Annotated in this window: 22 protein-coding genes and 1 pseudogene; 12 read left to right on the forward strand and 11 right to left on the reverse strand. The window is 57.8% G+C overall.

All coding sequences use genetic code 11. The annotated features are described in order from the left end of the window. The first annotated feature begins 91 nt into the window (after positions 1-91). The 3 genes from SJY13_RS20780 to SJY13_RS20790 are packed head-to-tail and all read left to right on the forward strand — an operon-like array spanning position 92 to position 5,062. The gene (locus SJY13_RS20780; protein ID WP_377193954.1) at positions 92-2,509 is read left to right on the forward strand and encodes a DUF3141 domain-containing protein; all 2,418 of its coding nucleotides are present in this window, start codon (positions 92-94) and stop codon (positions 2,507-2,509) included. Then, positions 2,506-3,900 carry a bifunctional enoyl-CoA hydratase/phosphate acetyltransferase gene (locus SJY13_RS20785; protein ID WP_377193956.1) on the forward strand — a complete coding sequence of 465 codons (1,395 nt, stop codon included), beginning with the start codon at positions 2,506-2,508 and terminating at the stop codon, positions 3,898-3,900. The genes SJY13_RS20780 and SJY13_RS20785 overlap by 4 nt, the downstream gene beginning before the upstream one ends. Continuing rightward, complete coding sequence (locus SJY13_RS20790; RefSeq protein WP_377193958.1) at positions 3,893-5,062, forward strand: acetate/propionate family kinase; 1,170 nt, start codon at positions 3,893-3,895, stop codon at positions 5,060-5,062. The genes SJY13_RS20785 and SJY13_RS20790 overlap by 8 nt, the downstream gene beginning before the upstream one ends. Positions 5,063-5,074: 12 nt before the next feature. Here SJY13_RS20790 and SJY13_RS20795 read toward each other — a convergent pair whose 3' ends face one another. The 7 genes and pseudogenes from SJY13_RS20795 to SJY13_RS20825 all read right to left on the reverse strand — a co-directional run bounded on the left by SJY13_RS20795 (position 5,075) and on the right by SJY13_RS20825 (position 10,970). Next, positions 5,075-5,536, reverse strand: a complete 462-nt coding sequence (locus tag SJY13_RS20795; protein WP_377193960.1) for a phage holin family protein — start codon at positions 5,534-5,536, stop codon at positions 5,075-5,077. 10 nt (positions 5,537-5,546) lie between these two features. Beyond that, positions 5,547-5,810 carry a hypothetical protein gene (locus SJY13_RS20800; RefSeq protein WP_377193962.1) on the reverse strand — a complete coding sequence of 88 codons (264 nt, stop codon included), beginning with the start codon at positions 5,808-5,810 and terminating at the stop codon, positions 5,547-5,549. A 149-nt stretch (positions 5,811-5,959) separates the two neighbouring features. Then, entirely contained in the window at positions 5,960-6,631 is a 672-nt protein-coding gene (locus SJY13_RS20805; protein ID WP_377193964.1) for a D-lyxose/D-mannose family sugar isomerase, read from the reverse strand. Positions 6,632-6,647: 16 nt separating this feature from the next. Beyond that, positions 6,648-7,574, reverse strand: a complete 927-nt coding sequence (locus SJY13_RS20810; RefSeq protein ID WP_377193966.1) for a carbohydrate kinase family protein — start codon at positions 7,572-7,574, stop codon at positions 6,648-6,650. 37 nt (positions 7,575-7,611) lie between these two features. Beyond that, the gene (locus tag SJY13_RS20815) at positions 7,612-8,571 is read right to left on the reverse strand and encodes a glucokinase (RefSeq protein WP_377194626.1); all 960 of its coding nucleotides are present in this window, start codon (positions 8,569-8,571) and stop codon (positions 7,612-7,614) included. A 63-nt stretch (positions 8,572-8,634) separates the two neighbouring features. Next, positions 8,635-9,936, reverse strand: a pseudogene (locus tag SJY13_RS20820) (GH1 family beta-glucosidase); the annotation flags it as partial. Positions 9,937-9,938: 2 nt separating this feature from the next. Further along, positions 9,939-10,970 carry a LacI family DNA-binding transcriptional regulator gene (locus SJY13_RS20825; protein WP_377193968.1) on the reverse strand — a complete coding sequence of 344 codons (1,032 nt, stop codon included), beginning with the start codon at positions 10,968-10,970 and terminating at the stop codon, positions 9,939-9,941. 217 nt (positions 10,971-11,187) lie between these two features. Between SJY13_RS20825 and SJY13_RS20830 the strand changes: the two genes are divergently transcribed. The 9 genes from SJY13_RS20830 (at position 11,188) to SJY13_RS20870 (ending at position 22,567) form a co-directional block, all read left to right on the forward strand. Continuing rightward, positions 11,188-12,456: an ABC transporter substrate-binding protein gene (locus SJY13_RS20830; protein WP_377193970.1), complete on the forward strand. Its 1,269-nt coding sequence runs from the start codon at positions 11,188-11,190 to the stop codon at positions 12,454-12,456. 66 nt (positions 12,457-12,522) lie between these two features. Beyond that, entirely contained in the window at positions 12,523-13,530 is a 1,008-nt protein-coding gene (locus SJY13_RS20835; RefSeq protein ID WP_085822146.1) for a carbohydrate ABC transporter permease, read from the forward strand. Between the two features lie 5 nt (positions 13,531-13,535). Then, positions 13,536-14,684 (forward strand): carbohydrate ABC transporter permease, encoded by a 1,149-nt coding sequence (locus SJY13_RS20840; protein WP_377193972.1) that lies wholly within the window; start codon positions 13,536-13,538, stop codon positions 14,682-14,684. A 9-nt stretch (positions 14,685-14,693) separates the two neighbouring features. Further along, entirely contained in the window at positions 14,694-16,349 is a 1,656-nt protein-coding gene (locus SJY13_RS20845; RefSeq protein ID WP_377193974.1) for an alpha-glucosidase, read from the forward strand. A gap of 3 nt (positions 16,350-16,352) precedes the next feature. Further along, positions 16,353-17,435, forward strand: a complete 1,083-nt coding sequence (locus SJY13_RS20850) for an ABC transporter ATP-binding protein (protein ID WP_377193976.1) — start codon at positions 16,353-16,355, stop codon at positions 17,433-17,435. A 587-nt stretch (positions 17,436-18,022) separates the two neighbouring features. Then, positions 18,023-19,147 carry an extracellular solute-binding protein gene (locus SJY13_RS20855; RefSeq protein WP_085822150.1) on the forward strand — a complete coding sequence of 375 codons (1,125 nt, stop codon included), beginning with the start codon at positions 18,023-18,025 and terminating at the stop codon, positions 19,145-19,147. Positions 19,148-19,263: 116 nt separating this feature from the next. After that, positions 19,264-20,376, forward strand: coding sequence for an ABC transporter ATP-binding protein (locus tag SJY13_RS20860; protein WP_085822151.1), 1,113 nt, complete (start codon positions 19,264-19,266; stop codon positions 20,374-20,376). Positions 20,377-20,387: 11 nt separating this feature from the next. Beyond that, on the forward strand, positions 20,388-21,308 hold the full coding sequence (locus tag SJY13_RS20865) for an ABC transporter permease (RefSeq protein WP_085822152.1): 921 nt from the start codon (positions 20,388-20,390) through the stop codon (positions 21,306-21,308). Beyond that, positions 21,305-22,567 (forward strand): ABC transporter permease, encoded by a 1,263-nt coding sequence (locus SJY13_RS20870; protein WP_377193978.1) that lies wholly within the window; start codon positions 21,305-21,307, stop codon positions 22,565-22,567. Before SJY13_RS20865 ends, SJY13_RS20870 begins: the two co-directional genes overlap by 4 nt. A gap of 34 nt (positions 22,568-22,601) precedes the next feature. Here SJY13_RS20870 and SJY13_RS20875 read toward each other — a convergent pair whose 3' ends face one another. From SJY13_RS20875 to SJY13_RS20890, 4 genes are read right to left on the reverse strand one after another with little or no spacing between them, the layout of a single operon-like run. Further along, complete coding sequence (locus SJY13_RS20875) at positions 22,602-24,521, reverse strand: beta-galactosidase (RefSeq protein ID WP_377193980.1); 1,920 nt, start codon at positions 24,519-24,521, stop codon at positions 22,602-22,604. Continuing rightward, entirely contained in the window at positions 24,518-25,378 is an 861-nt protein-coding gene (locus SJY13_RS20880; protein WP_377193982.1) for an SMP-30/gluconolactonase/LRE family protein, read from the reverse strand. The genes SJY13_RS20875 and SJY13_RS20880 overlap by 4 nt, the downstream gene beginning before the upstream one ends. Beyond that, positions 25,375-25,980, reverse strand: a complete 606-nt coding sequence (locus SJY13_RS20885; protein WP_377193984.1) for a 2-dehydro-3-deoxy-6-phosphogalactonate aldolase — start codon at positions 25,978-25,980, stop codon at positions 25,375-25,377. Before SJY13_RS20885 ends, SJY13_RS20880 begins: the two co-directional genes overlap by 4 nt. Continuing rightward, complete coding sequence (locus SJY13_RS20890) at positions 25,977-26,870, reverse strand: 2-dehydro-3-deoxygalactonokinase (RefSeq protein ID WP_377193986.1); 894 nt, start codon at positions 26,868-26,870, stop codon at positions 25,977-25,979. The genes SJY13_RS20885 and SJY13_RS20890 overlap by 4 nt, the downstream gene beginning before the upstream one ends. Positions 26,871-26,874 lie beyond the last annotated feature (4 nt).

Raw genomic sequence — 26,874 nt, forward strand, 5'->3', positions numbered from 1 at the left:
GAAACCGGATATGCTGCATCGCAGAAATCGTGACAGGAACAGCGGCGCACCCAGTCGGACAGGGTGAACGCAACAGGCTGGAGATACGTTTATGACTTCGGATGTTCCGGAAAACACCAGAAAACTTGCGGCGGACATGGCGCAGGACGCGACAGCGGAAAAGGACCAGACCGCCGATCTGGTGAGTCGAGCCTTGGACCGCACCGGTGTGCAACGGGACATTCTGACCAAATCAATGACACTTCAATCGGCTAAAATTTGCCGGGAGCATACGTTACGCAGTCGTGACCTGATGCAAGGGTTTGGGGCTCTTTCGCAAGATCTTCTGGGTTCGAAATCCTTAACCCAGGATTGGGCGGCCTACCTGAAAGACGCAAGCCAACGGGCAATGCTGACCCTGGATGTGCTGCGCGAACGTGGTGATGTATTTCTGGAGCATGAGGCCGCCGGTTGTCCCCCGGTTCTGGCCTATGAATACGAGGTCGTCGTCGACGGGACGACCTTGAAACGCCCCTGCAACTACAATCTGCTGCGCATTGTTCCCCCGGTCAACGTGACTATCGAAGATACAAAGCGCCCCTATATCATAATCGATCCACGTGCCGGACATGGCGGCGGCATTGGCGGGTTCAAACAGGACAGTCAGGTCGGCGTCGCATTGTCGAAAGGCCACCCGGTCTATTTCGTCAGTTTCGGGCGTGACCCTGTGCCCGGGCAGACCTTGGCGGATGTGATGCATGCCGAAGCCGGATTTGTTCGAACCGTCCGCGCGCGCCACCCGGGCAGCCCGCACCCCGTTGTGACTGGCAATTGTCAGGGTGGGTGGGCGACATTGCTGATGGCAGCCTGCAATCCGGATCTGACCGGCCCTGTGATCCTGAACGGAGCGCCCATTGCACCCTGGTCGGGCGAAGTGGGGCAGAATCCTATGCGCTATAACGCGGGTGTTCTGGGTGGTACATGGCAACCAATGCTTTGGTCTGATCTGGGCGCCGGGCAGTTCGACGGCGCCAACCTGGTGATGAACTTCGAGCAGCTGAACCCAAGCCGGAACTATTTTGGCAAATATTTCGACCTCTACCGCGATCCTGACGGAGGCCGAAAACGGTTCATCGACTTTGAGCGTTGGTGGGGCGGATACTTCCTTTTGAACGAAGCCGAAATTCACTGGATCGTCGAACAGCTTTTTGTCGGCAACCGGCTGGTCAAGAACACCGCGCAACTAGAACCGGGCGTGCCGGTCGACATAAAGGCTGTCAAAGGCCCGATCTTTGTCTTCGCCAGTCAGGGCGACAACATCACGCCACCACAACAGGCGCTGAACTGGATCGCTGCGACCTATGCCGATGAAGAAGAAATTCGTCTGTGCGGGCAGCGGATTATCTACATGCTACATGAAGATGTGGGCCATCTGGGCATCTTCGTGTCGTCCAAAGTAGCCCGCAAGGAACATTCCGGGCTGGCCTCGACCCTTGAAACAGTCGAAGCCATGGCACCTGGGCTGTATGAGATGGTGATCGAGAACACGTTTGGCGAAGGCCCAGACAAACAGTTCGAGGTTCGGTTCTACGACCGCACTCTGGCAGAGGTTGCCGCGCTGGATGATGGTCAGGAGGATGAGGAGAGTTTTGCCGCCGTTGCTCACATGTCCGAGGTTCAGGCAAATCTGTATGAAACCTTCGGGCGCCCAGTGGTTCAGACGCTGACAACGCCAATATCGGCTAAAGCCTCGCGTGATTTGCATCCGTTGCGTGTCCAACGCGCAGCGATGTCATCGGGATCACCCGCAATGCAGGTCGTCAAAAGCCTGTCGGGCACGGTTCGCGAACAGCGCAGCCCAGCGAACCCGGAAAACCCGTTCTTTGAGTTAGAAAAGCTGACGGCCGATTGGATTGAACAGTCGATGGATCTGAGCCGTGACCTGCGTGACGCGTGGTACGAAGCAACGTTTTATTCGCTTTGGGGCGGTCCATTGGCTGCGTGGTTTGGCCGGAAATACGCAGCCCACCGCACGCTGCCGGACTCTGAAATCCTGCGATCCTTACCGCAGGTCGAAGCCGCGCTGGCCCATATGAAACAAGGCGGGTTGGCCGAAGCGGTTGTTCGGATTCTGATCCTGTTGGGCGACAGTAACCAAAGCTTCAGATCCGAGATATTGGACCGTTGGGCCCATGTTTTTCGGCACGAGACACCCTTCAAAGACCTGAGTGTTGACCAGCGCCAGCGCGTTCTTCACGAACAGACTATTGTTGTCACCTTTGATAAAGAGGGGGCCATAGCGTCCTTGCCTGACCTGTTGACGCAACCCAAAGATAAAGAACAGGTTGTGGATCTGGTTCAGCGTGTTGTTGGCGATATTCCCGAGCCCTCGCAAGAGCTTATGGACATGACCCGAGCGCTGTGCGACACGCTGTGCATTCCCGAGGCAGAACAGAAGACCAAATCCAGACCCGCGCCCAAGCCCAAAGCGCGCAGACGGGCCACGCCGAACAAGGCCAATCCGACATGAAAACCAATGAAAACCGAACTTTTTCGCAGTTGAAGGTTGGCGACGAAGCTCAGCTGACGCGGCTATGCACCGTGGACGACCTCTATGCCTTTGCATCGGCCTCCGGGGATCATAACCCGCTGCATCTGGCCAGCTATGATGGGGACGGCGACGGGCGTCCCGAAGCTGTGGCTCCGGCCCTATGGCCTGCCGGTCTGGTTGCAGCCGTTCTGGGAAACATCCTGCCGGGTGCCGGGACGCAGACCCGTCGCGCGGACCTCAGTTTTCATATCCCGGTCCTGGCAGGCGACGAATTGACCGCATTTGTGTCAGTCCTTGAAAAGAGGCAAGATGGCGACTTGCGCTGTGCCGCTGAAGTGCGCCGGGTCGGTGATAATGCCCTGATCCTCAGCGGTGAAGTTCAGGTTACACCTCCGACACATCATATGGAGTTTGATTCCATCGAAGTGCCCGGCCTGATCGTGCAGCGCCACCGCCATTTTGATGCACTTCTTGAGAAAGCCAGACCTCTGGACCCGATGCCAACTGCTGTGGTGGCCCCGGAAGAGCCGAACTCACTTGGCGGGGCCCTGCTGGGGCAATCAAACAGCATCATCACACCGATTCTGATTGGCGATCCGGATAAAATCGCCGCTGCCGCTGCCAAACTTGGGGCGGATCTGTCAGGGATCGAGATTGTCGCAGCTCATAGCCATGAAACAGCAGCCCATCGCGCAGTCGATCTGGTGGCTGAGGGCAGGGCGCAAACCCTGATGAAAGGGCATTTGCATACGGACGTTTTGCTGCACGCGGTCCTGCGGCGCGAAAAGGGACTGCGCACCGGTCGCCGGTTGTCACATGTGTTTGTCATGGACGTCCCGGGCATGTCGCGACCGATCATGGTGACAGATGCGGCAGTCAATATCGCGCCTGACCTGGAAACCAAGGCCGATATTGTCCAGAACGCTATACACCTCGCACATTCCATCGGGATAGAAACGCCCAAAGTTGGTGTGCTGTCCGCCGTTGAAACGATCAATCCGCATATGCCTTCGTCTGTTGACGCGGCACTGTTGTCCAAAATGGCTGAGCGTGGCCAGATCACCGGTGGTTTGGTGGATGGTCCGTTGGCGATGGACAACGCAGTTGATCTGAACGCAGCGCGCACCAAGGGTATCACCTCGGCCGTGGCGGGTGCGGCGGATATTCTTGTGGCCCCAAACATTGAGGCCGGCAATATGGTTGCGAAACAGCTAACCTATATCTCTCACGCCGAGGCGGCGGGGATCGTGGTTGGGGCGGCGGCTCCGATCATCCTGACTTCGCGGGCGGATGACGACGCCTCGCGGCTGGCTTCCTGCGCGGTCGCGGCACTGCACGCCTATGCGAGTAAAGGCAAAATCCATGACTGACCACGTTCTGGCGCTGAATGCCGGATCTTCTTCACTGAAATTTGCACTCTACGAACTGGTCGAGGATAACCGCCCCAGCATGCGTTGGCGCGGCCAGATCGAACGGTTGGGCGACGCACCCCGGTTGCTGGCGCAATCGGCTGGCGGACGTTCGATCAACGAGCCGCTAACTGACACCAAAACCCATGACGAGGCAATTCGGGCGTTTCTGAAAATGGCCCGGGAAAACCTGCCGGATATTCATGTCCGTGCCATTGGCCACCGAGTGGTCCATGGGGGCACAGTTTTTTCGGAACCGGTTCGGATAGACGATAGCGTGCTTGACACTCTGAACGGTTTTATCCCTTTTGCACCGCTGCATCAGCCCTATAGCCTAGCCGGTATCCGCGCCGCCAGCGCGGCCTTTCCGGGCACCACGCAGGTGGCCTGTTTTGATACGGCCTTTCATCGGACGCACCCGTGGGTAAACGACACATTTGCCCTGCCGCAAAGCTTTTACGAAAAGGGCGTGCGTCGGTACGGGTTCCACGGGCTCAGCTACGATTACATCTCGCAAAAGCTGCAGGATATTGCGCCTGGTCTTTATGAGGGCCGCGTGGTGATCGCCCATCTGGGCAATGGCGCGTCGATGTGCGCGGTTTCAGGGGGCAGGGCCGTAGCCTCGACCATGGGGTTTTCGGCCTTGGACGGGCTGCCGATGGGCACCCGTAGTGGCCAGTTGGACCCGGGCGTTGTGCTTTACATGATGCAACAGGACGGCATGACCGCCGAGGAAATTGCCGACACCCTTTATCGCAAGTCTGGTCTGCTGGGCCTGTCAGGTATATCGTCCGACATGCGCACTCTGTTGGCAGCAGATACGCCTGATGCGCGCAAGGCAATCGACTATTATGTGTTCCGTATCCGCCGCGAATTGGGCGCGTTGTCCGCCGCGTTGGAAGGGATAGACGCGCTGGTCTTTACCGGCGGTATCGGCGAAAACTCAGCCGCGATTCGTCAAATGGTCTGTGACGGGATGCGCTGGATCGGAATCGAGATGGACAAAAGCAGGAACGCGGATGGCGGCACAATCCTGTCTACGGACCTCAGCCGCGTCCGCATACTTGCAATCCCGACAAACGAAGAGATGATCATCGCACGCGCCGCCGCGCGTCTGGGGTAATAATCCGCAGCCTTACTCTTTCCGGCGGCGCGCGTATTTGATCAGGGTGCTGAGAATGGCGCTGAATACTTCGGGGGTCAGAGTGCCAATAGGGTCGCGCCGTATACCTGCCACCGTTTCGCGTGCATCAGACAGGCTGTCTTTGATCTCCGCTTCGATATCGTTGAGGGCCATGTCCCGAAGCTCGACCGCAGCGGTGGTATCAGCCTGCGGGTTTTGCGAATTGGCCAGCAAGGCCAGAATGACCGCCAATAGCAGGTTTGCGGCGGCCACAATCAGGGCGGCCAGCGGCTTTGACAGCGTAACCGACAGCCAGAAAAACCCGGCGATGTTCAGCATGACAACAGCGAGCCCCACAGCCAGACCAGCCGCAGCATAAAACCCGGTACGTTTGGCGGCGATGGTCAGGTGCCGTTGTGCAATCAGCCGTTCGGCGCGCAGAATAATCGAAATGTTGCGGGAAATTCGGCTCATGGTCGGGCTCCTACCGGGATCGGCCTATCAGATAGCCAAGCGCAAAAACGCCGAGGGCAAAAAGGATCGGTTTTTTTTGGGGAAGGTCCTCGAGTTCAGTCAGGACCTCTTCGATCTGGGTTGTCCACGCGTCCAGATTGTCGGTAATCTTTTCGGTCACCGTTTCATGGTGATCATCGGGTTGGGGTTGTTTAGGGTCGGATGTCTTGGATTGTTCAGCCAATTGGCGACGCAGGTTCGCAACCTCGGCTTCAAGCTGTGTCTTTGTGACCATCACACCGTTCCTTTCCCGATCGCCGGCTGGCAGGTATCTTGGGTTACGAGGATCATGTTAATGCCCCTTTCCGGTTTAAGAAAAGGAAGTTATCAGGGATAGAGCGAAATTGCCTGTGCAATCATGGAAGTGTGGTTGGTGTCAAAAGTTCAGGCGTAGTAATCCGCGACCAGCAGGAAATCCGGCTCGGCGTCTTCTTCTATGGTGGCAAATCGTGGGATCGGCTGTTCGAACACGTTGTCAGTGCGGTCGTCATTGACGGTCGAAACCTCGCCGATCAGACAATCCCCTTGTTCGGCCCAGAACGCATGCCAGATACCCGGCATCAACGTCACACTCTGGCCCGGTTTCAGGCGCAGCAATTCCCCAGGTTTTATGGTGACCGGACAGTTATCGCTGGGCACGGTAACCGGGGTGTCCCGATCAATGCCACCTTGCGGGTCCGAGGCATAAATCTCCATCACCAGGTCACCGCCACCACGGTTGATAATGTCTTCAGCCTTGACGATGTGGCGGTGCATTGGCGACAGCTGTTTGTCCCGCGACACCAACAGTTTTTCGGCATAAAGCATACCGCGGCCTTTGTTCAGGTCGCCTACATCGCCGTTGCGAAGGGTAAACAGGAACAAACCCAGCGCATCGAAACGCCCCTGGGCGTAGTCGGTGATGTCCCAGCCAAGCCCGCGATCACGAATGCCCGCTGCCTGATCGCTGCGCATCTGATCGGGTGACCAGTTGGCAAAGGGCGGCAGGACAGCACCGAAGGACTTGATGAAGGCCTCGGCCTCGGCTTTGATGGCGTTGATATCTGATCGTTTCATCTGTGTGCCTTATAGGTCAAAGCTCGTGCGCCCAGGGTGGATTTGCCCCCGCGCGGGATACAGTGATGGCGGCAACTTCCGCCCCTTTGGTAAGGGCCGCGCGCAATGTGTCGGTGGCTATAGCGCGCAGGGCGGTTTTGGTCAGGTGGCCCGACCGCTCTAGTTCAGCCAGCACGCCGGCGTTGAACGTATCGCCCGCACCAACCGTATCAACCACTTGAACCGGTTGTACAGGGACCGAAGTTTCGGATCCATCTGCCAAAAACCCCGATGCCCCGTCGCCGCCCCTGGTCACGATGATCACCGATGGTCCGCTTTGCAGCAGCAAGGGCACCTTTTCAGAGATGCTTTCGGGGCCGGGAACGATCCAATCCAAATCCTCGTCCGACACCTTAACGATATCAGCCTGCGCGATCATCCGGTTCAGCCGTGTGCGATAACGGGTCTGGTCCTGGATGAACCCAGGCCGGATGTTGGGATCCAGCATGACAGCGCGATCTGATCCGTGGCGATCCAGCAGCGCCGCATAGGCATCGGCGCAAGGTTCGCAAGCCAGGCTGATGCCGCCAAAATACAGCGCGGATACCGCAGGCAGTTGGGTCGGCATATCCTCGGGCGTCAGCATGCGTCCGGCCGAGTTTTCGTCCATGAAGCTGTACGTGGCATGCCCGTCCTGCAATTGAACAAAAGCCAAAGTTGTTGGTCGATCCGAGCGGATCACCTGGCTTGCATCCACATGGCTGGCCCGCAGCGCAGCCGCCATCTGTTGCCCGAACATGTCCGACGACAGCCCCGTCAGCATTCCGACCGGAGCATCCAACCGACCCAGCGCAATGGCCGTGTTAAAGATGGCGCCTCCGGAGTGGGGCACGAATCCGTGTTCGCCCGAATCGGTCGGGGCAGCGATCATGTCGATCAGGGCTTCACCGCAGCACAGGATCATGCCGGGTCCTTTCTGTTTCAGGGCTCAGGCGGGCATATTAACGCGCAAGCGCACTTTTACAGAAGTTGTTAGCGCCAACAATGCCAAATTCATCCTGTTTCGACACATAAAGGTTCATTGAGCGGCGCAGATCGCTGAACCGCCCTCCTGCGTTAAAGGCATCACGAAAGGCGTCCTTGAACAGCCAACGGTTCTTCTTGGCGACGCCCCCGACCAAAAAAACACCGCCGATGGGCATGAACGCAACCGACAGGTCCCCCATCACCGCCCCTAGATGTGTGGTGAACAAATGCGAGGCCCTACGAGCAATCGGATCATTGTTGTTACGGGCATCTTCCAGAATCTCGCGGGCGCTGCGGACGGACGTATCGGCGAGCCCGGCAGCCATTCCGGCGGCTCGATACAGAATGGGCAGCCCCGTACCGCTGAGGAACATTTCAGCCTCGATCGTCAGGCTGTCGTCAAAAAAGCAATCCGGCGCGATATGGCGGGCGGCCCTAAAAATTTCAACCTCGTCCGCGTGGCGTGGGGACAGGCCGACATGACCGCCTTCACCCGAAGCCGTGTGGTAACGGCCCTCGGAATAAAGCAGCGCGCCGACCCCAAGACCAGTACCGGGGCCAACAACCAAGCGCGTCCCGGTGGGCGGCTCAGTCGCGCCTTGCAGCACTTCAACCTCGTCGCCTGAGATTTCGGCAACAGACCACGCCGCAGCGGTAAAATCGTTGATCACGTATGTATGCTGCGCGCCAGTCACCCTGCCGATATCGCGTTCGGACAGATCGAGATGCGCGTTGGTCAGCTGGATCGTGCCGTCTTTTACCGGCCCGGCCCCTGCGGCGACCACGGCTCGGGGATCGGTTCCAATCTCATCCCGCAGGCTGTGAAACGCTTCGAGTAATTCGGGTAATGTACCAGTTGGATACTTGCGCAGATCGGTCAGCTTACCGTCCGAGACGACGCCCAACCGGGTATTGGTGCCGCCAATATCAGCCACCAGATTCCAATGCGCACGAATGGCCCCGGCAGGTTGCGCCAAAGGCAGCGAAACCGTGCCCCCGGTCAGAACGGTTTTCAGAGCGTTATACGAGGCCTTGGGTGTCCGTTCCAGCGTCTCGAAATCCACGTCGACCAGGCCAAAGCGCTTTTCATACCCAAAGGCCCATTCGTAATTGTCCAGCAAGGACCAGATGAAATAGCCTTTGACCGGAACATCCTCATCCAACGCGGCCTGAACCGCCTTCAGGTGCTGGTTGAGGTAGTCTATCCGATCCTCATCCTGCTGACGCTCGGGGCTGGCCATGCCGTTTTCAGTGACATAGATCGGCAGATCGCCAGTGTATTCCTGCTTGGCGCGGGTCAAGAAACGGGTCAGCGCGGTGGGCTCGATTTCCCACCCCATCTGCGTTTTGGGCAGCGGGCCTGGAACCTCTTTGAGGCTGGGCCATGCAGTGTCATCAGGCGCGATCAGTTTGCGGGTATAGTAGTTCAGACCGCACCAGTCGACCGGGGCACCAATGGTGTCAAAATCGTTTTGCCATCCGGTTGGCAAATACGGTTCCAAACCCTTAAGCACGTTGTCCGGATAAGCTTTGTTGAACACACCACCCAGAAAGAACCTGTTGTAGATCCCGTCATAGAGATCCGCCGCCTGCCGCGCCTTTGGGCTGTCATCGGCGGGTTCGGCCCATTCCAGGTTAAACACTGCGCCCAGATTGGACATTCCCAAACTGCGCATGGATTCGATGGCCCGACCATGGGCCAGCAGCACATGGTGCATTGCGCGGGCTGTGGCGCGGATATCGCGCAGACCCGGTGCATGGTGGCCATCAAAGTGGCTCAGCCAGCTGACACACCATGGCTCGTTGATCGGGGCAACACTGTACATGCGGTCGCCGATGCGGCCCATGATGACTTCGGTGAAATCGGCGAACCACTCGGCGATATCGCGGTTGCGCCAACCGCCCAGATCAGACAGCGGCGACGGCAGCTCCCAGTGATACAGTGTTGCACAAGGACGGATGTTGCGTTCCAGCAGCGCGTCGGCCAGCCGGTCGTAATAGTCGAGCCCGGCCTGGTTCACCTGTCCGCGCCCTTCGGGCAGAACCCGCGCCCAGCTGGTCGAAAACCGGTAACAGTCGAAACCGGCATCCCGCACCAGGTCAAAATCCTGTGGAAACCGGTTCAGGTGATCACAGGCCAGATCGCCATTTTCACCCCGCGCCACATTCCCAGGCGAGGCGGCAAACGTATCCCAATGGTTTTGCCCCGCACCGCCCTGCGCGTGGCCTTCGATCTGATAGGCAGAGGTTGCAACGCCAAAGAGAAAATCTTTGGGGAAGTCAGCACGGGTGTATTTCATTGTCACAACCTGTTGGGGGCGGGGCCGGTTGAGCCGCCAACTACCAGTTCGGCCTCCAGCAATCTAGTTTTTACCGGGTCATTCGGAGATTTGATCCGATCAATCAGCATTTCCGCCGCCATTTCGCCCGCCTGACGGACAGAGGATCGGGTTGCGGTAAAGATCGGAACATCCTGCCCGTTCTTCAAATAGGACAGGTCGTCGTCATGGGCGATAACCGAGACATCCTTGCCCATCTCCAACCCGGCCTCATGCAACGCACGCCGTACACCAACGGCCGATATCATCGACGAGGTCAGGATGGCCGTGGGCGGATCGTTCAGCCGCAACATGTCGCGGGTTTCATGATGCCCATAAACTTCGGTCATCTCGGCACTGCGCATCAGCTCTGGGTCGGGTGTCACTTTGACCTCGCGCAACGCTTCCAGATATCCGGCGCGGCGTCGTTGTGCGAAATCCATATCTTCCAACCCATTGATCAAAGCAATACGCCGGTGCCCAAGGTCGGTCAAAAACCGTGTTGCGCGCTGGAACGAGCTTTTGTTGTTCACATCAATCCAATCATAAGGCACCTCAACCCCGGTCGAGCGGCCATGAACGATGAACGGCACCCCCATGCGGTTCAGAACCTCAATCCGTGGCTCGCGGACCTTTGGGCCCTGCAGAACAACGCCATCTACAGCGCCGCGCTGAAACAAGCTGCGATAAGCGTCCTCGATCGAGGTATCTTCAACATTGGTGAACATCATGTCATAGCCGTATTCAGCATATTTGCGCACAGCACCGGCAACAAAATCCCCGAAGATGGGGTTCACCATCTCATGCCGGGACGAGCTGGGAATCACATGCCCGATCACCATCGACCGACCAGTTGCCAGCCCCTTGGCGCGGCTGTTGGGTCGGTATCCGTGTTTGACGGCGGCCGCCTGAACGCGCACGCGCGTACCCTCATTCACTTCGGGGTACCCGTTCAGCGCGCGACTGACCGTTGTTTGTGATAGGCCAAGAGTTTCTGAGAGTTCCTTAAGGTTCATATTCGCTTCAAAGCGCCTTAAATTTTGCCAGCATCCGCCTGCGGACATATCTCTTGCCCACCAATGGCCAGTGTTTCAGCTGCAGTAAACGCAACCTATTAAGTTGTGAATAAACCGATTGTTGACAGATCGCAAGTGTTAGCGCATAAACTCCCCTATTCAAAGCGCTTTGAAAACTGAGTCTCAAAGACGCAAGAAAACGTTGGGAGGAAGCTCTATGAAACACTCGCTTTACGCAGGCGCGGCCACGTTCGCCCTGATGGCGGGCGCGGCGTATGCCGACAAGGTCACCGTGTTCGGGCCATGGCTGGGGCCGGATCAGGAAAATGTCGAAAAGGTGTTGGATGGCTTTGCCGCCGCAACCGGGCATGAGTACGCCTATGTCGGTTCGGACAGTTTCGAGCAGCAGATCCGGATTGATGCCGAGGCCGGATCAGCCCCAAGCGTGGCTGTGTTCCCGCAGCCCGGTTTGGCAGCGGACATGGCGGGGTCAGGGTTCCTGACACCGTTGGCCGACGGCACCGCAGATTGGATTCGCGACAACTATGCAGCCGGTCAGTCTTGGGTTGATCTGGGCACTTATCCTGGCGCGGACGGTCAGGATCATTTGTACGGCTTTTTCTACAAGGTCGATGTGAAATCGCTGGTCTGGTACGTGCCCGAGAATTTTGAAGACGCGGGCTATGAAGTGCCGACCACGATGGAAGAGCTCAAGGCGCTGAGCGATCAAATCGTGGCGGACGGTGAGACACCGTGGTGTATTGGTCTGGGATCCGGCGGCGCGACCGGTTGGCCCGCGACGGACTGGGTCGAAGACATGATGCTGCGCACCCAATCGCCCGAGGATTATGACGCCTGGGTCGCCAATGAAATGAAGTTCAACGACCCCAAAGTGGTTGCCGCCATCGAGGAATTCGGTGCGTTTGCCCGTAACGACGACTATGTCGCGGGCGGAGCGGGCGCGGTTGCTACTACCGATTTCCGCGATAGCCCCAAAGGCATGTTCAGCGCACCTCCACAGTGCTATTTTCACCGTCAGGCATCGTTTATTCCGGCCTTCTTTCCCGAAGGCACGATTGTGGGCGAGGATGTCGATTTCTTCTATTTCCCAGCCTATGAAAGCAAAGACCTCGGCAGCCCAGTCCTAGGCGCCGGCACCTTGTGGGCGATTACCAATGACAGCCCCGGCGCACATGCGCTGATCGAATACCTGCAAACGCCCGAAGCGCATGAGACGTGGATGGCACTGACCGGCTTTCTGACACCACACACAGGTGTCGATACCTCGGTTTTCTCGGACCCGACGCTGAAGAAGATGAACGACATTCTTCTGGGGGCCACCACCTTCCGGTTTGACGGCTCTGACCTGATGCCGGGCGGCGTTGGTGCAGGCACCTTCTGGACTGGAATGGTCGACTATGCCGGTGGCGCACCGGCGCAAGAGGTCGCCGATGAAATCCAGTCCTCGTGGGACGCGCTGGACTAAGTCGTCTGAGACTGGGCAACCCGTACAGCCGGGTTGCCCGAAACCCCCGTCGCAAGGGAGAGCGGCATGCATCCGGCATTTCAGGGCCTTCTGACCATCGCCATCGGCGTGTCGGGTTGTGTGGGCTATTTCTACTTTTCCAATCAGTTTCTGGACAAGGTTCTGTTCCCGGCCCGTGGTCCAAATGCGGGCCGCAACATCAACCGTGCGAACATAATCCGGCCCTGGCTATTCCTGTTTCCGGCTTTGGCGGCTTTGGGGCTTTATCTGGCCTATCCGGTTGTGGAAACGCTGCGCTTGTCGCTGACCGATCGGGTTCCGGGTGGAGGTTATACTTGGGTTGGGTTGGACAATTACATCCAGATGGCGCGTGAGCCAAAATTCTGGGAAGCCATGCGCAACAACATGTTCTGGCTGATCATCGTGCCCGCCATGTCGACCGCTTTTGGCCTGTTGGTGGCACAGCTGACCGATCGCATCCGCTGGGGCAATATCGCCAAGTCGCTGATCTTTATGCCGATGGCGATTTCCTTTGTAGGGGCCTCGGTGATCTGGAAACTGGTCTATGACACGCGCCCGGCGGAACAGGACCAGATCGGAATGCTGAACGCGCTGTATCTGTTCTTTGGCGGATCCGATCCGCAGACCTGGCTGACAATCCCGTTCTGGAACAGTTTTCTGCTGATGATCGTGTTGGTCTGGATTCAGACCGGGTTTGCCATGGTCATCCTGTCGGCGGCCCTGCGCGGTATCCCCGAAGAAACCATCGAAGCCGCCATTCTGGACGGGGCAAACCCGTTTCAGATCTTCTTCAAGATAAAAGTGCCGCAGATAAAGACCACCATTCTGGTCGTCTGGACCACAATCACGATCACCGTGCTCAAGGTTTTTGACATCGTCTTTGCCATGACCAACGGCCAATGGGAGACGCAGGTGCTTGCCAACTACATGTACGACAAGCTGTTCCGCGCCAATGACTGGGGTGTGGGCTCGGCCTCGGCCATGGTAATCATGCTGCTGGTGGCTCCGATCCTTGTCTGGAACGTGCGCAATGCGCGCAAGGAAATGGAGTAGGGGCCATGAGCGATATTGCAGGAACCAAACCGGCGCTGCGCTGGGTCGTCCATGCCTCGGTTCTCTTTCTGGTAGTGTTATGGGTTGTGCCGACGCTGGGGCTGTTGATCTCATCTTTTCGAACTTCTGATCAGATCGCGACCAGCGGGTGGTGGCGGTCACTGTTCCCTTCCGAGCAGAACCTGACGCTGCGCAGTGCCGCGCCCGAGACGCAGGTTCAGGAAAACGGGATCTACGTGATCGAGGGCAACCTGTTCGATGACGGAACACAAGCTACGATTTCGAAATGGGGCGTCAGTTCGCGCGCAGTTGATGCGTTTGAGCCGGGGCAAACCGCCGAGTTGCGCAAGGGCGGAATAATCTCGGTTGATGCCGCCGGGAATTACCGGATGGAGAACCCCGAGGAATTCACGGGCAGCCGCGGAGTCCGCGTCTTTGTTTCCGCAGAACTGCCACCCGAATTCACGCTGGCCAATTACCACAAGGTCCTGTTGGCCGAAGACAGCACCGACAGTATGGGGCGCGCATTCTTCAACACGCTTACCGTGACGATTCCGGCAACGATCATTCCAATTCTGGTTGCTGCGTTTGCGGCCTATGCGCTGGCCTGGATGGATTTTCCCGGCCGGGCGTTGCTGATCGCCGTGGTCGTCGGTCTGTTGGTTGTCCCACTGCAACTGGCCTTGATCCCGCTGTTGAAATTCCACCTCAATATCGGGATCGGAAAAGGGTACCTAGGTGTTTGGATGGCCCATACCGGGTTCGGGATGCCTCTGGCCATCTATCTTTTGCGCAACTACATGGCAGGGCTACCGCGCGATCTGATCGAAAACGCGCGTGTTGATGGCGCAACCGAGTTCCAGATCTTCACCAAACTGATCCTGCCGCTTAGCTTTCCGGCACTGGCGTCTTTTGCGATCTTCCAGTTTCTGTGGACATGGAACGACCTGCTGGTAGCCAAGGTCTTTTTGATCGACGCATCCGGCCAAACGACCGTCATGACCAACCGCATCGTCGAGCTCTTAGGTACGCGAGGCGGAAATTGGGAAATTCTTGCCACGGCAGCGTTTGTGTCAATCGCCGTGCCGCTGGCTGTCTTCTTCGCAATGCAAAAATATCTGGTCCGCGGTCTGTTGGCCGGGTCCGTAAAATAGAGGCGTCTGATGAACGTGCAGAACACCGCAAAACTTTCCAAATCGACCAAAGTGTCCGCCGACTGGTGGCGCGGCGGGGTGATCTATCAAATCTACCCCCGCAGCTTTCAGGACAGCACCGGCGACGGGATTGGGGACCTGAAAGGGATCACTCAGCGGCTGGGCTATATCGCGTCATTGGGGGTTGATGCGATCTGGATTTCGCCGTTCTTCAAGTCTCCGATGAAGGATTTTGGCTATGACGTCAGCGACTATCGCGATGTCGATCCGATGTTCGGCACCATGGCGGATTTCAAGGGCCTGCTGGAACAGGCGCATTCCCTTGGGCTGAAGGTGATGATCGACCTTGTTCTGTCGCACACTTCGGATCAGCACCCGTGGTTCAGCGAAAGCCGCGCCAATCGGGACAATCCGAAGTCAGATTGGTATGTCTGGGCCGATCCAAAGCCGGACGGTACGCCACCCAACAATTGGCTTTCGATCTTTGGCGGCCCGGCCTGGCAGTGGGATTCGCGGCGTCTCCAGTATTACCTGCACAACTTCCTGACCGCGCAACCCGACCTGAATTTTCATTGTCCGGACGTGCAGGACGCCTTGCTGGACGTGGCCCGGTTCTGGTTGGACCTTGGTGTGGATGGTTTCCGCCTGGACACAATCAACTTCTATTTCCACGACATGCAGTTGCGCGACAATCCGGGCTTGCCGATGGACCAGCGCAATGCCTCAATCGCGCCGATGGTGAACCCCTACAACCATCAAGATCACCTGTATTCGAAAAGCCAGTCCGAGAATATCGCCTTTCTGGAACGGTTGCGCGCGCTGACGGATCAATACCAAGACCGCGCCTGCCTGGGTGAGGTCGGCGACGCGCAGCGCGGGCTTGAGATCATGGGCACCTATACGTCGGGCGATAAGCGAATGCACATGTGTTATGCGTTCGAGTTTCTGGAGAAGCGTGCTTTGACCGCCACCTATGCCAAACAGGTTTTTGACCAGTTGGAGGATAAGGCAGGCGACGCCTGGCCCTGCTGGGCGTTTTCCAACCACGACGTTCAGCGCCACGCCTCCCGCTGGGGGCTGGATGATGCGGCCATCCGTCAGCACGCGGTTCTGATGATATGCCTGCGCGGATCGGCCTGCCTATATCAGGGCGAAGAGCTGGGCCTGCCCGAGGCGGACGTGCCCTATGAACATTTGCAGGACCCCTACGGCATTGAGTTCTGGCCCGAGTTTAAAGGCCGCGACGGTTGCCGCACGCCGATGGTCTGGGCCGCACAGGACGAACACTCCGGGTTCTCCTCCGGCCGCCCGTGGTTGCCTGTCAGCTCAGCGCAGGCAGACCGCGCTGTCGACCAGATGGAACAGGATCGCGATTCAATGTTGCACCATTACCGTCGGGCAATTGCATTGAGACACGCGCATTCAGCGCTGCTGTCTGGTCAGCAGACGGACATGGCCGCAACCGGCCCGATCCTGACCTTCCTGCGCCAAGACGCGACCGAACAGGTGTTCTGCGCGTTCAATCTGGGTTCAGAAGACCAAGAAATCACTCTACCGGACGGTAACTGGCAAGCCATCGGGGACGAGTTGGGCAGTGTCGATGGAAAGGGTTCACTGACCCTCGGCCCTGCGCAATTCTGTCTGATGGCGCGGAAAAGGGGATAAGTCATGTCGGAACTCAATCTCACGGATGTGGCAAAGACCTATGGCAGTGTCGATGTGCTCAAGAACATTAACCTCGACATTGAAACGGGTGAATTGATCGTTTTCGTCGGCCCGTCTGGCTGTGGCAAGTCCACATTGCTTCGGATGATTGCAGGGCTTGAGAAGATCTCGGGCGGAACGCTTGAGATTGAGGGGCAGGTCATGAATGACGTGCCTCCGGCGCAACGGGGCATTGCGATGGTGTTCCAAAGCTATGCCCTGTACCCCCATATGACCGTGCGCGAAAACATGGCATTTGCCCTGAAGATCGCCAAGATGCCAACGGATGAGGTCGACGCAGCCGTCGATCGTGCCGCGCGCATCCTTCAGCTGGACCCTTTCCTGGACCGTCTGCCCAGGGCACTGTCCGGCGGACAACGTCAGCGGGTTGCAATCGGCAGGGCCATCGTGCGGGACCCCAAGGTCTATCTTTTTGATGAGCCGCTTTCAAATCTTGACGCAGCCCTGCGCGTGGCGACGCGGATAGAGATCGCGCGACTGAAAGAGGCGATGCCCGACAGCACGATGATCTATGTCACCCACGATCAGGTCGAAGCGATGACGCTGGCCAGCCGGATTGTGGTTCTGGCGGACAAGGGCATCGCGCAGGTGGGTACGCCACTGGAACTGTATGAAACGCCCGACAATGAATTTGTAGCGCAATTCATTGGCTCGCCTTCAATGAACCTCTTGTCCGGGGTCATCACCCAGGCCGGCGAGACAACAATTGTAAAGCTCGACAGTGGCGGGACAGCCGTGTCCAGGATTGCCACGGATGCCTCAGACGTAGGCAAACAAGTCAATATCGGTGTGCGCCCCGAAGATTTCCTACCCGCAGACAGCGATCCCATTCTGGAAGGCATTGTTGATTTCACCGAGGCCTTGGGTGAGGTCACGCTTCTTTACTTCGCGGCCGAAGACGGGGCGGATACTGTCGTTGCCAAACTGCCCGGTGTCCAAAGAAACATGCGCGGGCAAACCGTCGCCGTGACTGCCGAACCGGACAAGGTCCACCTGTTCCATCAAGGGATCTCCATGCGGAAATAGGATCACTTAGCGTGACATTTTCTGCAGACCCTAAAGCCACAAGATGGTCCAACAATGGCTAAAGTGGCGCCGGTCGAATCGTCATCCACTTTCCCCGAGAACCGTCCGTCCGCGAGGCGAAGTAGCGCAAGGTTCCACCAGTTGACGAGAGGTCACAGCGGTTAACGATCCTGTAGCTGCCGGTTATTCAAGCGTTGGCCAGAGCGCCAGCTTTGTGATCATGCGGACGGATCAGACCATTTATCCAACGATTGTTCCGAAGGTGTAACGGCTAGGGAATCGGACCAAGACCCGCGTGTTGCGCGCCACGGACACCCATGGTTTGCCTTTGACTTCGGTGAAACAGGCCATGTCTCACCCCTTCAATAGTTGGGGTAATATCTTGTTGGTACTTCGGAAATCCCGCCCTATGGTGACTTCGTCCGGGTGGAACTGTGACCCTGAGATCAAATCCACCGGATGCGGCTGCGAACTGGACTTATGAAACTTGGTAACTGTCACTTTTGGACTGACAGATCTGCCGCGAAGGTCTAGCCTGCAACTACAAAACTAAAAGACTGCAAAGTCTAACAACGGGAGAATCAAATATGGCCGAACGGAAAACGCTTTCCAGACGCTCAGTGTTGAAGAGTGCGGGTGCCGCTGCTCTGGCAGCACCACTGTATAGCAAAAGCGCGCTGGCGTCCTCGGGTGAGATCAACATTCTGATGTGGTCGGATTACCTGCCACCCACGTTCCTGCAGGAATTTGAAACCCTTACCGGCATCAAGGTCAACTACACCGGTATTGGATCGAACGAAGAAATCATCAACAAGATGAAGGCCACCAAGGGCCAGGGCTTTGACATCGTCTCGCCGACCAACAACCGCTCGCTGCAGTGGGAGCCGCTGGAGCTGCTGCAGCCGTTCGACATGAACAAAGTGCCAATCGATCTGGTGAACCCGGCGATGGCCTCAATTGGTACGGACGCCTGGAATTTTAGCGACAGTGGCGTGCATTGGCTGCCGCATATCTGGGGAACAGAAGGTATCGCTTACCGCACCGACCTGTGGCTGCCCGAAGGCGATGCGCCCTCATATGGCGATGTCTGGTCCGAAGCAAACGCAGGTAAGACTATGGGCCGCGCGCACTCGATGATGCTGGGCGCAGGTCTGTATATGGAAAGTGCCGGTGAAATGGAGCCGGGCTCGGTCTGGGCTGCCTATGGCGACGAGGACACCATGCGTAAGGTTTGGGGTCAGATTGCCGACTGGTGCGTCGAGCGTAAGAATCGCATCAAACTGATCTGGAACGACGCGGATACTCAGAAAAACGGCTTGCTGAACGAAGGTGTGATCGTTGGTCAGACTTGGGATGGTCCGCCGCTGGCGCTGAAATCTGCGGGTGAACCGGTGCACTATCAGGCGCCGGTCGAAGGCGCGATGGCCTGGGTCGACGGTATTGCAATGCCAACAGGTGCTGCCAATACAGAACAGGTATATGCCTTCATCGACTTCGCCTATCAGGCGAAGCCGGCTGGTGTCGCAATTGACAGCCACGGGTATAACTCGCCAGTTCTGGGTGCCGATCAATATTCCGGCGACACCTATAAAAAGAACTTTGCCGAGGCCTATCCGGGCGATTCACTCGCCAACCTGAACCCGTGGCCGGCCGAAGCGCCCTGGTACGCGGAAACACGGACCGAGTTCGTCAACAAGTTCAAAAGCGCCTGATCGCTTAGCAAAACTACCCCTCGCATCTCAGCGGGGGGTTATCTGCCCGTGCGCCGATGTGGCGTAACGGTCGATACTGCGCGGTCTGAAACCGTGCCAGACGGGGATACCTGAAAATGAGTGCTGGGGTCGGTGTAGATCTGGAAAACCTGTGGATCCGTTTCGGTGACTTTGTCGCTGTGCGTGATGCTAATGTAAACATTAACGGGGGCGACTTCTTTTCGTTCCTTGGGCCCTCTGGCTGCGGCAAGACAACGATTCTACGCGCGGTTTCGGGCTTTCTTGACCCCAGTGAGGGCAAGGTTCTGATCGGCGGCAACGATATGCGCGGCATTGGCCCGAACAAGCGTCCGACTGCTTTGATCTTTCAGAACCTCGCGTTGTTCCCCCTGATGAAAGTATGGGAGAACATCACCTTCTCGATGGAAATCAATGGTGCCAGCGCTGCGCAACGGCGCAAGCGGGGTGATGAATTGCTGGACATGATCGCGCTGCCGGGACAGGGCGACAAGCTGCCCAGTGAGTTGTCTGGCGGTCAGCGTCAGCGTGTCGCCATCGCGCGCGCCTTGTGCGCTGAACCGGATGTCCTGTTGCTGGACGAACCCCTGTCGGCGTTGGACCTGAAGCTGCGCCAACATATGCGGACCGAGTTGCGTGAAATCCAAAAGCGCGTTGGCATTACGTTCATCTATATTACGCATGATCAGGGCGAGGCCCTGACCATGTCCGACAGCATTGCGGTGATGCGCGCCGGTGTGATTGACCAGATCGCCGATGGAAAGACCATCTACAACGATCCCAACACAGCGTTCGCCGCATCATTCGTGGGCGAAAACAACGTATTCCGCGGTAAGATCAAGCAGGTCATGGGAAATGAGGCTCTGATCAGAACAAACCGCTCGGGCGATCTGGTGGCCCGTGTTTCGACCGCCAATCAGGGCAAGCTGAAAGAGGGCGATGACGCCATGATGTTTGTCCGCCCCGAGGCCTTTGCCATCGCACCGGACGGCGCAACCGGAGATCACTTTGTCACCGCGCGGGTGACCCACGAAGAGTTTGAAGGAAATGCGTATAACATCTTCACCGAAGGCGAAGGTGGCAAAGAGATCAAAGTTTCTCTGCCAAACCTGGGCCAATCTTTTGAGGATCACACAGGTCAGAACATCACGCTGGAATACGAGACCCGCAACGCGGTTCTGGTTCCGGCGGGTGAACTGGCTGCGGAATAGGGGGCCATACAATGCCCGGCTTCCTGAAAGAGTTTTTCAACCGCAATGGCACCGGCATGGGGCTGGCGATCCTCGGTCTGGTCCTGTTCTGGACCATCGGCCTGATTATCCTGCCACAACTGTCGATGCTGGACTTCTCGTTCCGTCCGAACCTGCCACCGCCAGAGATTGGCGGGCCCAAAGACGTTTATACGCTTGAGAACTACAAGTACCTCGTCTACGGCCCCGAGGGTGGCAGTCAGTCCTATAACACGGTCGATTTGCGCGTGTTCTTCCGAACCTTGCTGGCCGCAGTCTGCGTGACGATATTCAACCTGATCCTCTGCTATCCGATTGCCTATTACCTGGGTCAATCCAAGGGCAGCCATATCCGCATCTTTGCGATCATGCTGATCATCCCTTACTGGATCAACGAGATTCTGCGGGCCTTTGCCCTGCGGATCATCTTTGGTGAGACCGGCGTGCTGAACACACTGTTCACAGGGCTGGGCATCTGGGACACCCCGTTTGATTTCATCCGTAACGACATCGCGCTCTATGCGGGGCTGGGGTACGCCTATATCCTGCTGATGATCTTTCCGATGTATAACGTCATAGAAAGTCTGGACAAAAACCAAATTGAGGCTGCGCGCGATCTGGGCGCGCCCTGGTGGCGGATACACTGGCGGGTGGTTATTCCCTATGCCAAGCCGGGCATCAGCTCGGGCTGTACCATGGTCTTTATGCTGTCGGCAGGGGCTCTGGCCGCGCCGCAAATTCTGGGCGGGCCTTCGTCCCTATGGTTCACACAGCTGATCTATCAGCAGTTCAACGACAATAATGACTGGCCGCAGGGGGCCGCCTACGCCATCGTGCTACTGGTGACCTGTATCCTGTTTGTGCTGGCCGTGATGCGCCTGTTCAAGGTGAACATGGGGGATATCGGGAAATGAATAATTCCTTCCTTCGTGTAAGTATCTGGGTCTATCTGGCGATCTTCTTTCTGTACTTGCTTGGGCCGTTGGTGATCATGTCGATTACCGCGTTCAACTCGTCGGGTTTCCCGCGGATGACACCGTGGGAATGTCTGACTTTCCAATGGTTCGGAGAATTGTTTCAGGATCAACGTATCCTGAACGGGATCAAAAACTCGTTGATCATCGGGGCCGGGACGGTTGTTTTGTCCGTGGCGATGGGTCTGGCGGGTGCGTTGATGCTAACGCAGATATGGCCAAAGCTGCGCGCGACCTACTACACGGTCATCATCGCGCCGATCCTAATCCCGGGCGTTGTTCTGGGTATCTCGACGCTGGTGTTCTGGGACCGGATCAATCGGATGCTGGGTCTGGGTGCGGACAGCTTTTTGTCGAACGGCATCTTCCTGACGGTAATTGGCCAATCCACCTTTATTGCAAGCTATTGCATGCTGGTCCTGGTGGCGCGGCTACAGCGCTATGATGTTGCCCTGACCGAGGCCGCTTTGGATCTTGGCGCCACTCACGCACAGGCGTTCCGCAAAATCCTGCTGCCTTTCATGCGTCCGGCGATTGCCTCGGCGGCGGTATTGGCCTTCCTCGCATCGTTCGAGAACTACAACACCACCACGTTTACCTTCGGCGAATACCCGACACTGACGATCGAGTTGGCGCAAAAAGTGCGCTATGGCATCACGCCCTCGATCTCGGCACTGGCCTTCATCATCGTTGCGTTGACTGTGTTCTTTGCTCTGCTGAACGAGGCCAAGCTGAAGCGGCAGGAACTAGTGGCCGCTGCGCGCAAGAATGCCACGGTCGAAGAGCTGGCGGGCAAGATCAAACTGCCCAGCTTTTTTGCCGGCAACATGGCTGCGGTTCTGGTTGTCGTCTTTGCTGTGGCAACGATCACCGTGGTCGGCACGGCGACGGCCTACAATCCGGGACAGTGCATCGCCAACGTCAAAGAGCAGAAACGGCTTGAAGCAGAGCAACGCATTCAGGAACTGCGCAAGCAGCGCGAGGAACAGCGCAAGAAACGGGAAGCTGAAGAGGCTGAGCAGGGTGATGCGCAGCAATCGGCTCCGAAGCCGTCAAACAACAGCGGCTTTGGCAACGTATTTGCTCCAAATACGCTGGATAGCGACGATGATGACGACGCAACAGGTGCTGAAACACCGTCAAACAATGGTGGATCTGGCGGCGTCTTTGACCCCAATAGTCTGCAAGACAACCAATAGGTCGACCTTTTGGACCTCGACGCGCCCGAAGAGATTACCGCTCTTCGGGCGCGTCTTTTTTCAGGATGGTGACGCCACAGGCACCGATCTGGTGACCATTCCAGATGACGGGGTCGGCGTTATAGTTAATCAGGAAGGTATGGTTTTCCGTTTCACGTCGCCGCAGGCCTTCCGGCATTTGATGCAAGGATAGGCCGACCTGTTGCGCCGTCATAGTGATCACACGATCCCACAATGCTTCATCCGGAAAGCCAGCCAGATACCAGAGCCCGTCGTCACCTTTCAACGCGGGTGCTTCATCTTCAAAGCTCAGCAGGTCGGGGCCTGTGCCGGACAGACGGTCGATCCAGTGTTGGGCCGCACCGCCTCCGATCACGCCGCGATGGACGTTTGGGGGCAGGGTTTCGACCAGATCGACGTCGCAGTCCAGCCTGGACAAACCGGGCCGCCCGGCCTTTGGGATTTGAAAATCATGGGTGATGGCACCGCTACGAGGACCCAGAACACACAGGTCACATGCGCCTGACAGTCGCTGTTCCAGTTCGCTGTCCAGCGTTGCCAGCCCGGGTGCCAGGATCACCTTGTATCCCTGTGTGGGAAGGTTGGATGATGAGAGGAAGTCAACCGACAACCCGGCACGCCGCAACGCGCGGTAAGCCGAAAAGACCAGCCGGAAGTAGCTGAATCCGGCGCCTTGCGGCTGTGCGGTCCACGCCCAATCCGAGGCGTAGTCAAACAGAATGGCCACCTGCGCCTGTACCTGTGTCACCGTGCCCATCCCCGCCAGGGTATCTGCCGTTCCGCGGGCCTCAGCCAATCCCGGGGCGGGGCGGTTATTTGGGGTCAACAGGCCTGCGTGCATTTGTTCCTGCGCAAACGGTGCTTGCCGCCAGCGGAAATAACTGACCACTTCGGCCCCATGCGCAACGGCTTCAAGCGACCAGAGGCGGACCATGCCAGGCAGGGGGGCCGGGTTGTAGGGAGCCCAGTTGACCGGGCCGGGTTGTTGCTCCATCACCCACCAACGGCCGCGTCCGACCGCGCGGTAAAGGTCGTGGTGAAAGGCTTGCATGTCAGGATCACCCTGCTGCAGGAAGGCGGTTTTTTGGGCATCGTCCGCCTCTAGCCGGTCAGAAAGAAAACCGATCGGATAGCTGTCCCATGTGGCAATATCCAGATCCTCACCAACCTTGAAATGGTCGAAATCCAGCTCGCGCCCCATATAGTTGTGCAACAAAGGAACGTCGGTCAGTGGTCGCAGCACATCGACCTGCGCCTTGTTGAAAGCAACCACCTGATCCGAGCTGAAGCGGCGATAGGCCAGAACATGTGCGGGGTTGGGCTCTGTAACGGTCAGATTGGGCGGTTCGATCTGGTCGAACCCGTCATATTCCATTGACCAGAAAACGTTGCCCCAAGCCTCGTTCAGGGCATCGATGGTGCCGTATTGGTTTTCCAGCCAATGGTGGAACGCTTTTGCGGCGAGATGGCTGTAGCTGACGGTGGTATCATGGCAGCCATATTCATTGTCGATCTGCCACGCGGCGATGTGAGGGTTGCGCCCGTACCGCTCGCCCATAATTTGGGCAATGCGTGTGCATTCTTTGATATAGCCCTGATGACTAAAGCAGTAGTGCCGGCGCGATCCGAATTTACGTGGCTGCCCATTTGCGTCCACGGCCAGCATGTCCAAGTGCTTTTCCAGCATCCACCGCGGAGGGGTCGCGGTTGGCGTGCCCAACACCACTTTCAAACCCGCAGCACCCAGTACCTCAATCGCGCGATCCAACCAGTCAAAGTGCAGGTCACCAGGTGTCGGCTCCGTCCGGCTCCATGCGAATTCGCCAATGCGAACCCAGGTGATACCGGTTTCGATCATGCGTTGGGCGTCGTCAGCCCACATCGCTTCGGGCCAGTGTTCGGGGTAATAGCATACGCCAAGTTCAGGCTTCATAAGATGACTCTGTGTTCCGTCTGGCCTTTGCCCACCGCGGTGGCGGCAAAGGTCATGCCATTTGTTGGTTGTGCATTCAGGGTGTCCACATCCAGCCCCTGACGCGCGGTAGTGCAGAAAAGCGTCGTCAGATCGTCACCACCAAAGGCGGGGCAGGACGTGTGGGTCGCCGGAAACTCAACAGCCGTCAAAAACTGCCCGGCGTCAGAGTAACCCGCCACGCGGCTTGCCCCCCATTGCGCGATCCAGATAGAGCCCTCGGCATCCACCACGGCACCGTCGGGGTTCAACCCATCCATCCGCAAGTTCAGAAAAACCGAAGGCGACCCAATGGGCCAACCCGTTTCCGGGTTCAACGCATATCGCATGACCAGTTTTGTCGCTGTATCGGTGAAATAGGCGCAGGACCGGTCCGGAGCAAAGCAGATGGCGTTCGAGATGGTAACATCCGGCACCAGCCGTTGCACTTCCCCACGCCAAAAGCGGTAAATCGACCCAGCACCACGCTCTGCACTTTTGCCCATGGTCCCGATCCAGAACCCGCCCCAGGGGTCGGCGCGACCGTCATTGGATCGGGTGACGGGGTTGTCCACCTCAAGCGGGGCAATCAGGTCTTTGTCCTCAGTGGCCAGGTTGAACCGCCAAAGCCCGGTTTCTGATGCGATCAAAAGCGTGTCCCGGTCCACCCAGCCAGCGGCCGATACATGTTCTGGGAACTGCCAGCTGCGCGGCTCTCCATCCTCCTGCGTCATCAGGCGTTTGCCCAGAATATCAAACCAGAACAGCTGTTTGCGGTTCGGGTGCCATAATGGCCCTTCGCCCAACTCGCAGGGGCGGTCATCAAAGACCCTGCTCATCCGGCTGCCACATCATAGGCCGTAACGATCTGCCCGGCCCGGTCCGCGATGTCAGCGGCCGCCATTCCCGGTTTGAACAGGGCCGAACCGATCCCAAATCCGTCGGCTCCGGCGGTGAGCCAGTCGCCGAAATTCTCAGGGCCCGCACCGCCAACGGCATAAACCAACGTACCTTTCGGCAGGATCGGTCGCATTGCGGCCAAGCCAGATGGTCCCGCCATAACGCCCGGAAACAGTTTCAGCCCCGTCGCTCCGGCATTGAGTGCCACAAATGCCTCGGACGGAGTATAGATGCCGGGCCAGCTTTCCAGACCAAGGGCATGGGTTCTGGAAATCACATCCGCATCGCAATTGGGCGAGACGATCAGCTTGCCGCCGACACCTGCGACAGCATCAACTTCGACGGGGCTCAGCACAGTTCCTGCGCCTATCAAAGCCTGATCCCCAAATGTGTCTACCAGAATTTTGATGCTGTCCAAAGGATCGGGCGAATTTAGCGGAACTTCGATCTTGTCGATACCAGCCGCGATTAGGGCATGGCCGACTGCGGCTGCTTCGGTCGGCCTCAGGCCGCGTAAAATGGCAATGATTGGTCGACTCATGCAATTTGTCTCGTTAGTTTTCGGGCCTGTGATAGGCCTGCCAGAGTGGATTGGGTGCTGTTGGTGGTTTCGACAAACGCGCCTTGGTGTTGCAGGGCCATGGCATAAACACCGGACAGGCCCTCGGCACCGATAATCGCTATTTGCTGGCCCAGCCAATAGGCTCGCGTAGCGGCCAGTTCAGCGCCGATCAACAACCCCGACAGGCGTGCGCGGGCCGTACCTGCGTCCTGCCCATGCAGCAGATCCGCAGCGCGAAGGCCAAACAATCGCGCCGCCAGTTGTTCGGGTTTCGACAGCGTATCCGCTGCGGCTTCAGCAAAGGCGGCCTCGTCCCAGCCCTCACCAACCGAGTGCTTCAGGACAGACTGCGCCTGTAGAAGTTCGAACATTTCACCTGTCATGAACGTGCGGAAACTGATGACTTCACCAGCGCTGACCTGCACCCATTTGGTGTGGGTGCCGGGCAGGCAAATCACGCCGTCCCAGTTCTGGTGACCAGCCAGAAACCCCGCAATCTGGGTTTCTTCGCCCCGCATGACATCCGGTGGTGACAGTTGTTTCAACCCGGGCACGACGAAGGCACGAATACGCGGGTCTGTATCCGGAACCCGGATCGGATCAACCGGCATCGCGGCACAAGGCACGCTTGAATAAGGCGCCTCGACCCAGCCCTGTCGCGCACCCACCATGCCGCAGGCCACAACGTCGACTGGCTCTCTGCCCAGCCATCCTTCGATCAAATCCAACAAAGCCACCTGGAAGTCACCTTTGGCAACGCGCGCCATGCCACGGTCAGACTGCGCCTGATCCAGCACGGAATCGCCCTGCATGGCCCAGACCCGCAGGTGCGACGTTCCCCAATCAACAGCGATCCATTCGGTGTTCATGGCT

This window comes from Ruegeria meonggei, assembly GCF_042768335.1.
Taxonomy (GTDB): Bacteria; Pseudomonadota; Alphaproteobacteria; order Rhodobacterales; family Rhodobacteraceae; genus Ruegeria; species Ruegeria meonggei.

Bases quoted from the DNA above. Each gene is read 5' to 3' on its own strand.
- SJY13_RS20795 (WP_377193960.1), bottom strand. From the start codon at position 5,536: ATGAGCCGAATTTCCCGCAACATTTCGATTATTCTGCGCGCCGAACGG.
- SJY13_RS20845 (WP_377193974.1), top strand. From the start codon at position 14,694: ATGAACGTGCAGAACACCGCAAAACTTTCCAAATCGACCAAAGTGTCC.
- SJY13_RS20875 (WP_377193980.1), bottom strand. From the start codon at position 24,521: ATGAAGCCTGAACTTGGCGTATGCTATTACCCCGAACACTGGCCCGAA.
- SJY13_RS20880 (WP_377193982.1), bottom strand. From the start codon at position 25,378: ATGAGCAGGGTCTTTGATGACCGCCCCTGCGAGTTGGGCGAAGGGCCA.
- SJY13_RS20840 (WP_377193972.1), top strand. From the start codon at position 13,536: ATGAGCGATATTGCAGGAACCAAACCGGCGCTGCGCTGGGTCGTCCAT.
- SJY13_RS20830 (WP_377193970.1), top strand. From the start codon at position 11,188: ATGAAACACTCGCTTTACGCAGGCGCGGCCACGTTCGCCCTGATGGCG.
- SJY13_RS20825 (WP_377193968.1), bottom strand. From the start codon at position 10,970: ATGAACCTTAAGGAACTCTCAGAAACTCTTGGCCTATCACAAACAACG.
- SJY13_RS20885 (WP_377193984.1), bottom strand. From the start codon at position 25,980: ATGAGTCGACCAATCATTGCCATTTTACGCGGCCTGAGGCCGACCGAA.
- SJY13_RS20835 (WP_085822146.1), top strand. From the start codon at position 12,523: ATGCATCCGGCATTTCAGGGCCTTCTGACCATCGCCATCGGCGTGTCG.
- SJY13_RS20800 (WP_377193962.1), bottom strand. From the start codon at position 5,810: ATGGTCACAAAGACACAGCTTGAAGCCGAGGTTGCGAACCTGCGTCGC.
- SJY13_RS20810 (WP_377193966.1), bottom strand. From the start codon at position 7,574: ATGATCCTGTGCTGCGGTGAAGCCCTGATCGACATGATCGCTGCCCCG.
- SJY13_RS20790 (WP_377193958.1), top strand. From the start codon at position 3,893: ATGACTGACCACGTTCTGGCGCTGAATGCCGGATCTTCTTCACTGAAA.
- SJY13_RS20870 (WP_377193978.1), top strand. From the start codon at position 21,305: ATGAATAATTCCTTCCTTCGTGTAAGTATCTGGGTCTATCTGGCGATC.
- SJY13_RS20860 (WP_085822151.1), top strand. From the start codon at position 19,264: ATGAGTGCTGGGGTCGGTGTAGATCTGGAAAACCTGTGGATCCGTTTC.
- SJY13_RS20890 (WP_377193986.1), bottom strand. From the start codon at position 26,870: ATGAACACCGAATGGATCGCTGTTGATTGGGGAACGTCGCACCTGCGG.
- SJY13_RS20855 (WP_085822150.1), top strand. From the start codon at position 18,023: ATGGCCGAACGGAAAACGCTTTCCAGACGCTCAGTGTTGAAGAGTGCG.
- SJY13_RS20780 (WP_377193954.1), top strand. From the start codon at position 92: ATGACTTCGGATGTTCCGGAAAACACCAGAAAACTTGCGGCGGACATG.
- SJY13_RS20865 (WP_085822152.1), top strand. From the start codon at position 20,388: ATGCCCGGCTTCCTGAAAGAGTTTTTCAACCGCAATGGCACCGGCATG.
- SJY13_RS20805 (WP_377193964.1), bottom strand. From the start codon at position 6,631: ATGAAACGATCAGATATCAACGCCATCAAAGCCGAGGCCGAGGCCTTC.
- SJY13_RS20850 (WP_377193976.1), top strand. From the start codon at position 16,353: ATGTCGGAACTCAATCTCACGGATGTGGCAAAGACCTATGGCAGTGTC.
- SJY13_RS20785 (WP_377193956.1), top strand. From the start codon at position 2,506: ATGAAAACCAATGAAAACCGAACTTTTTCGCAGTTGAAGGTTGGCGAC.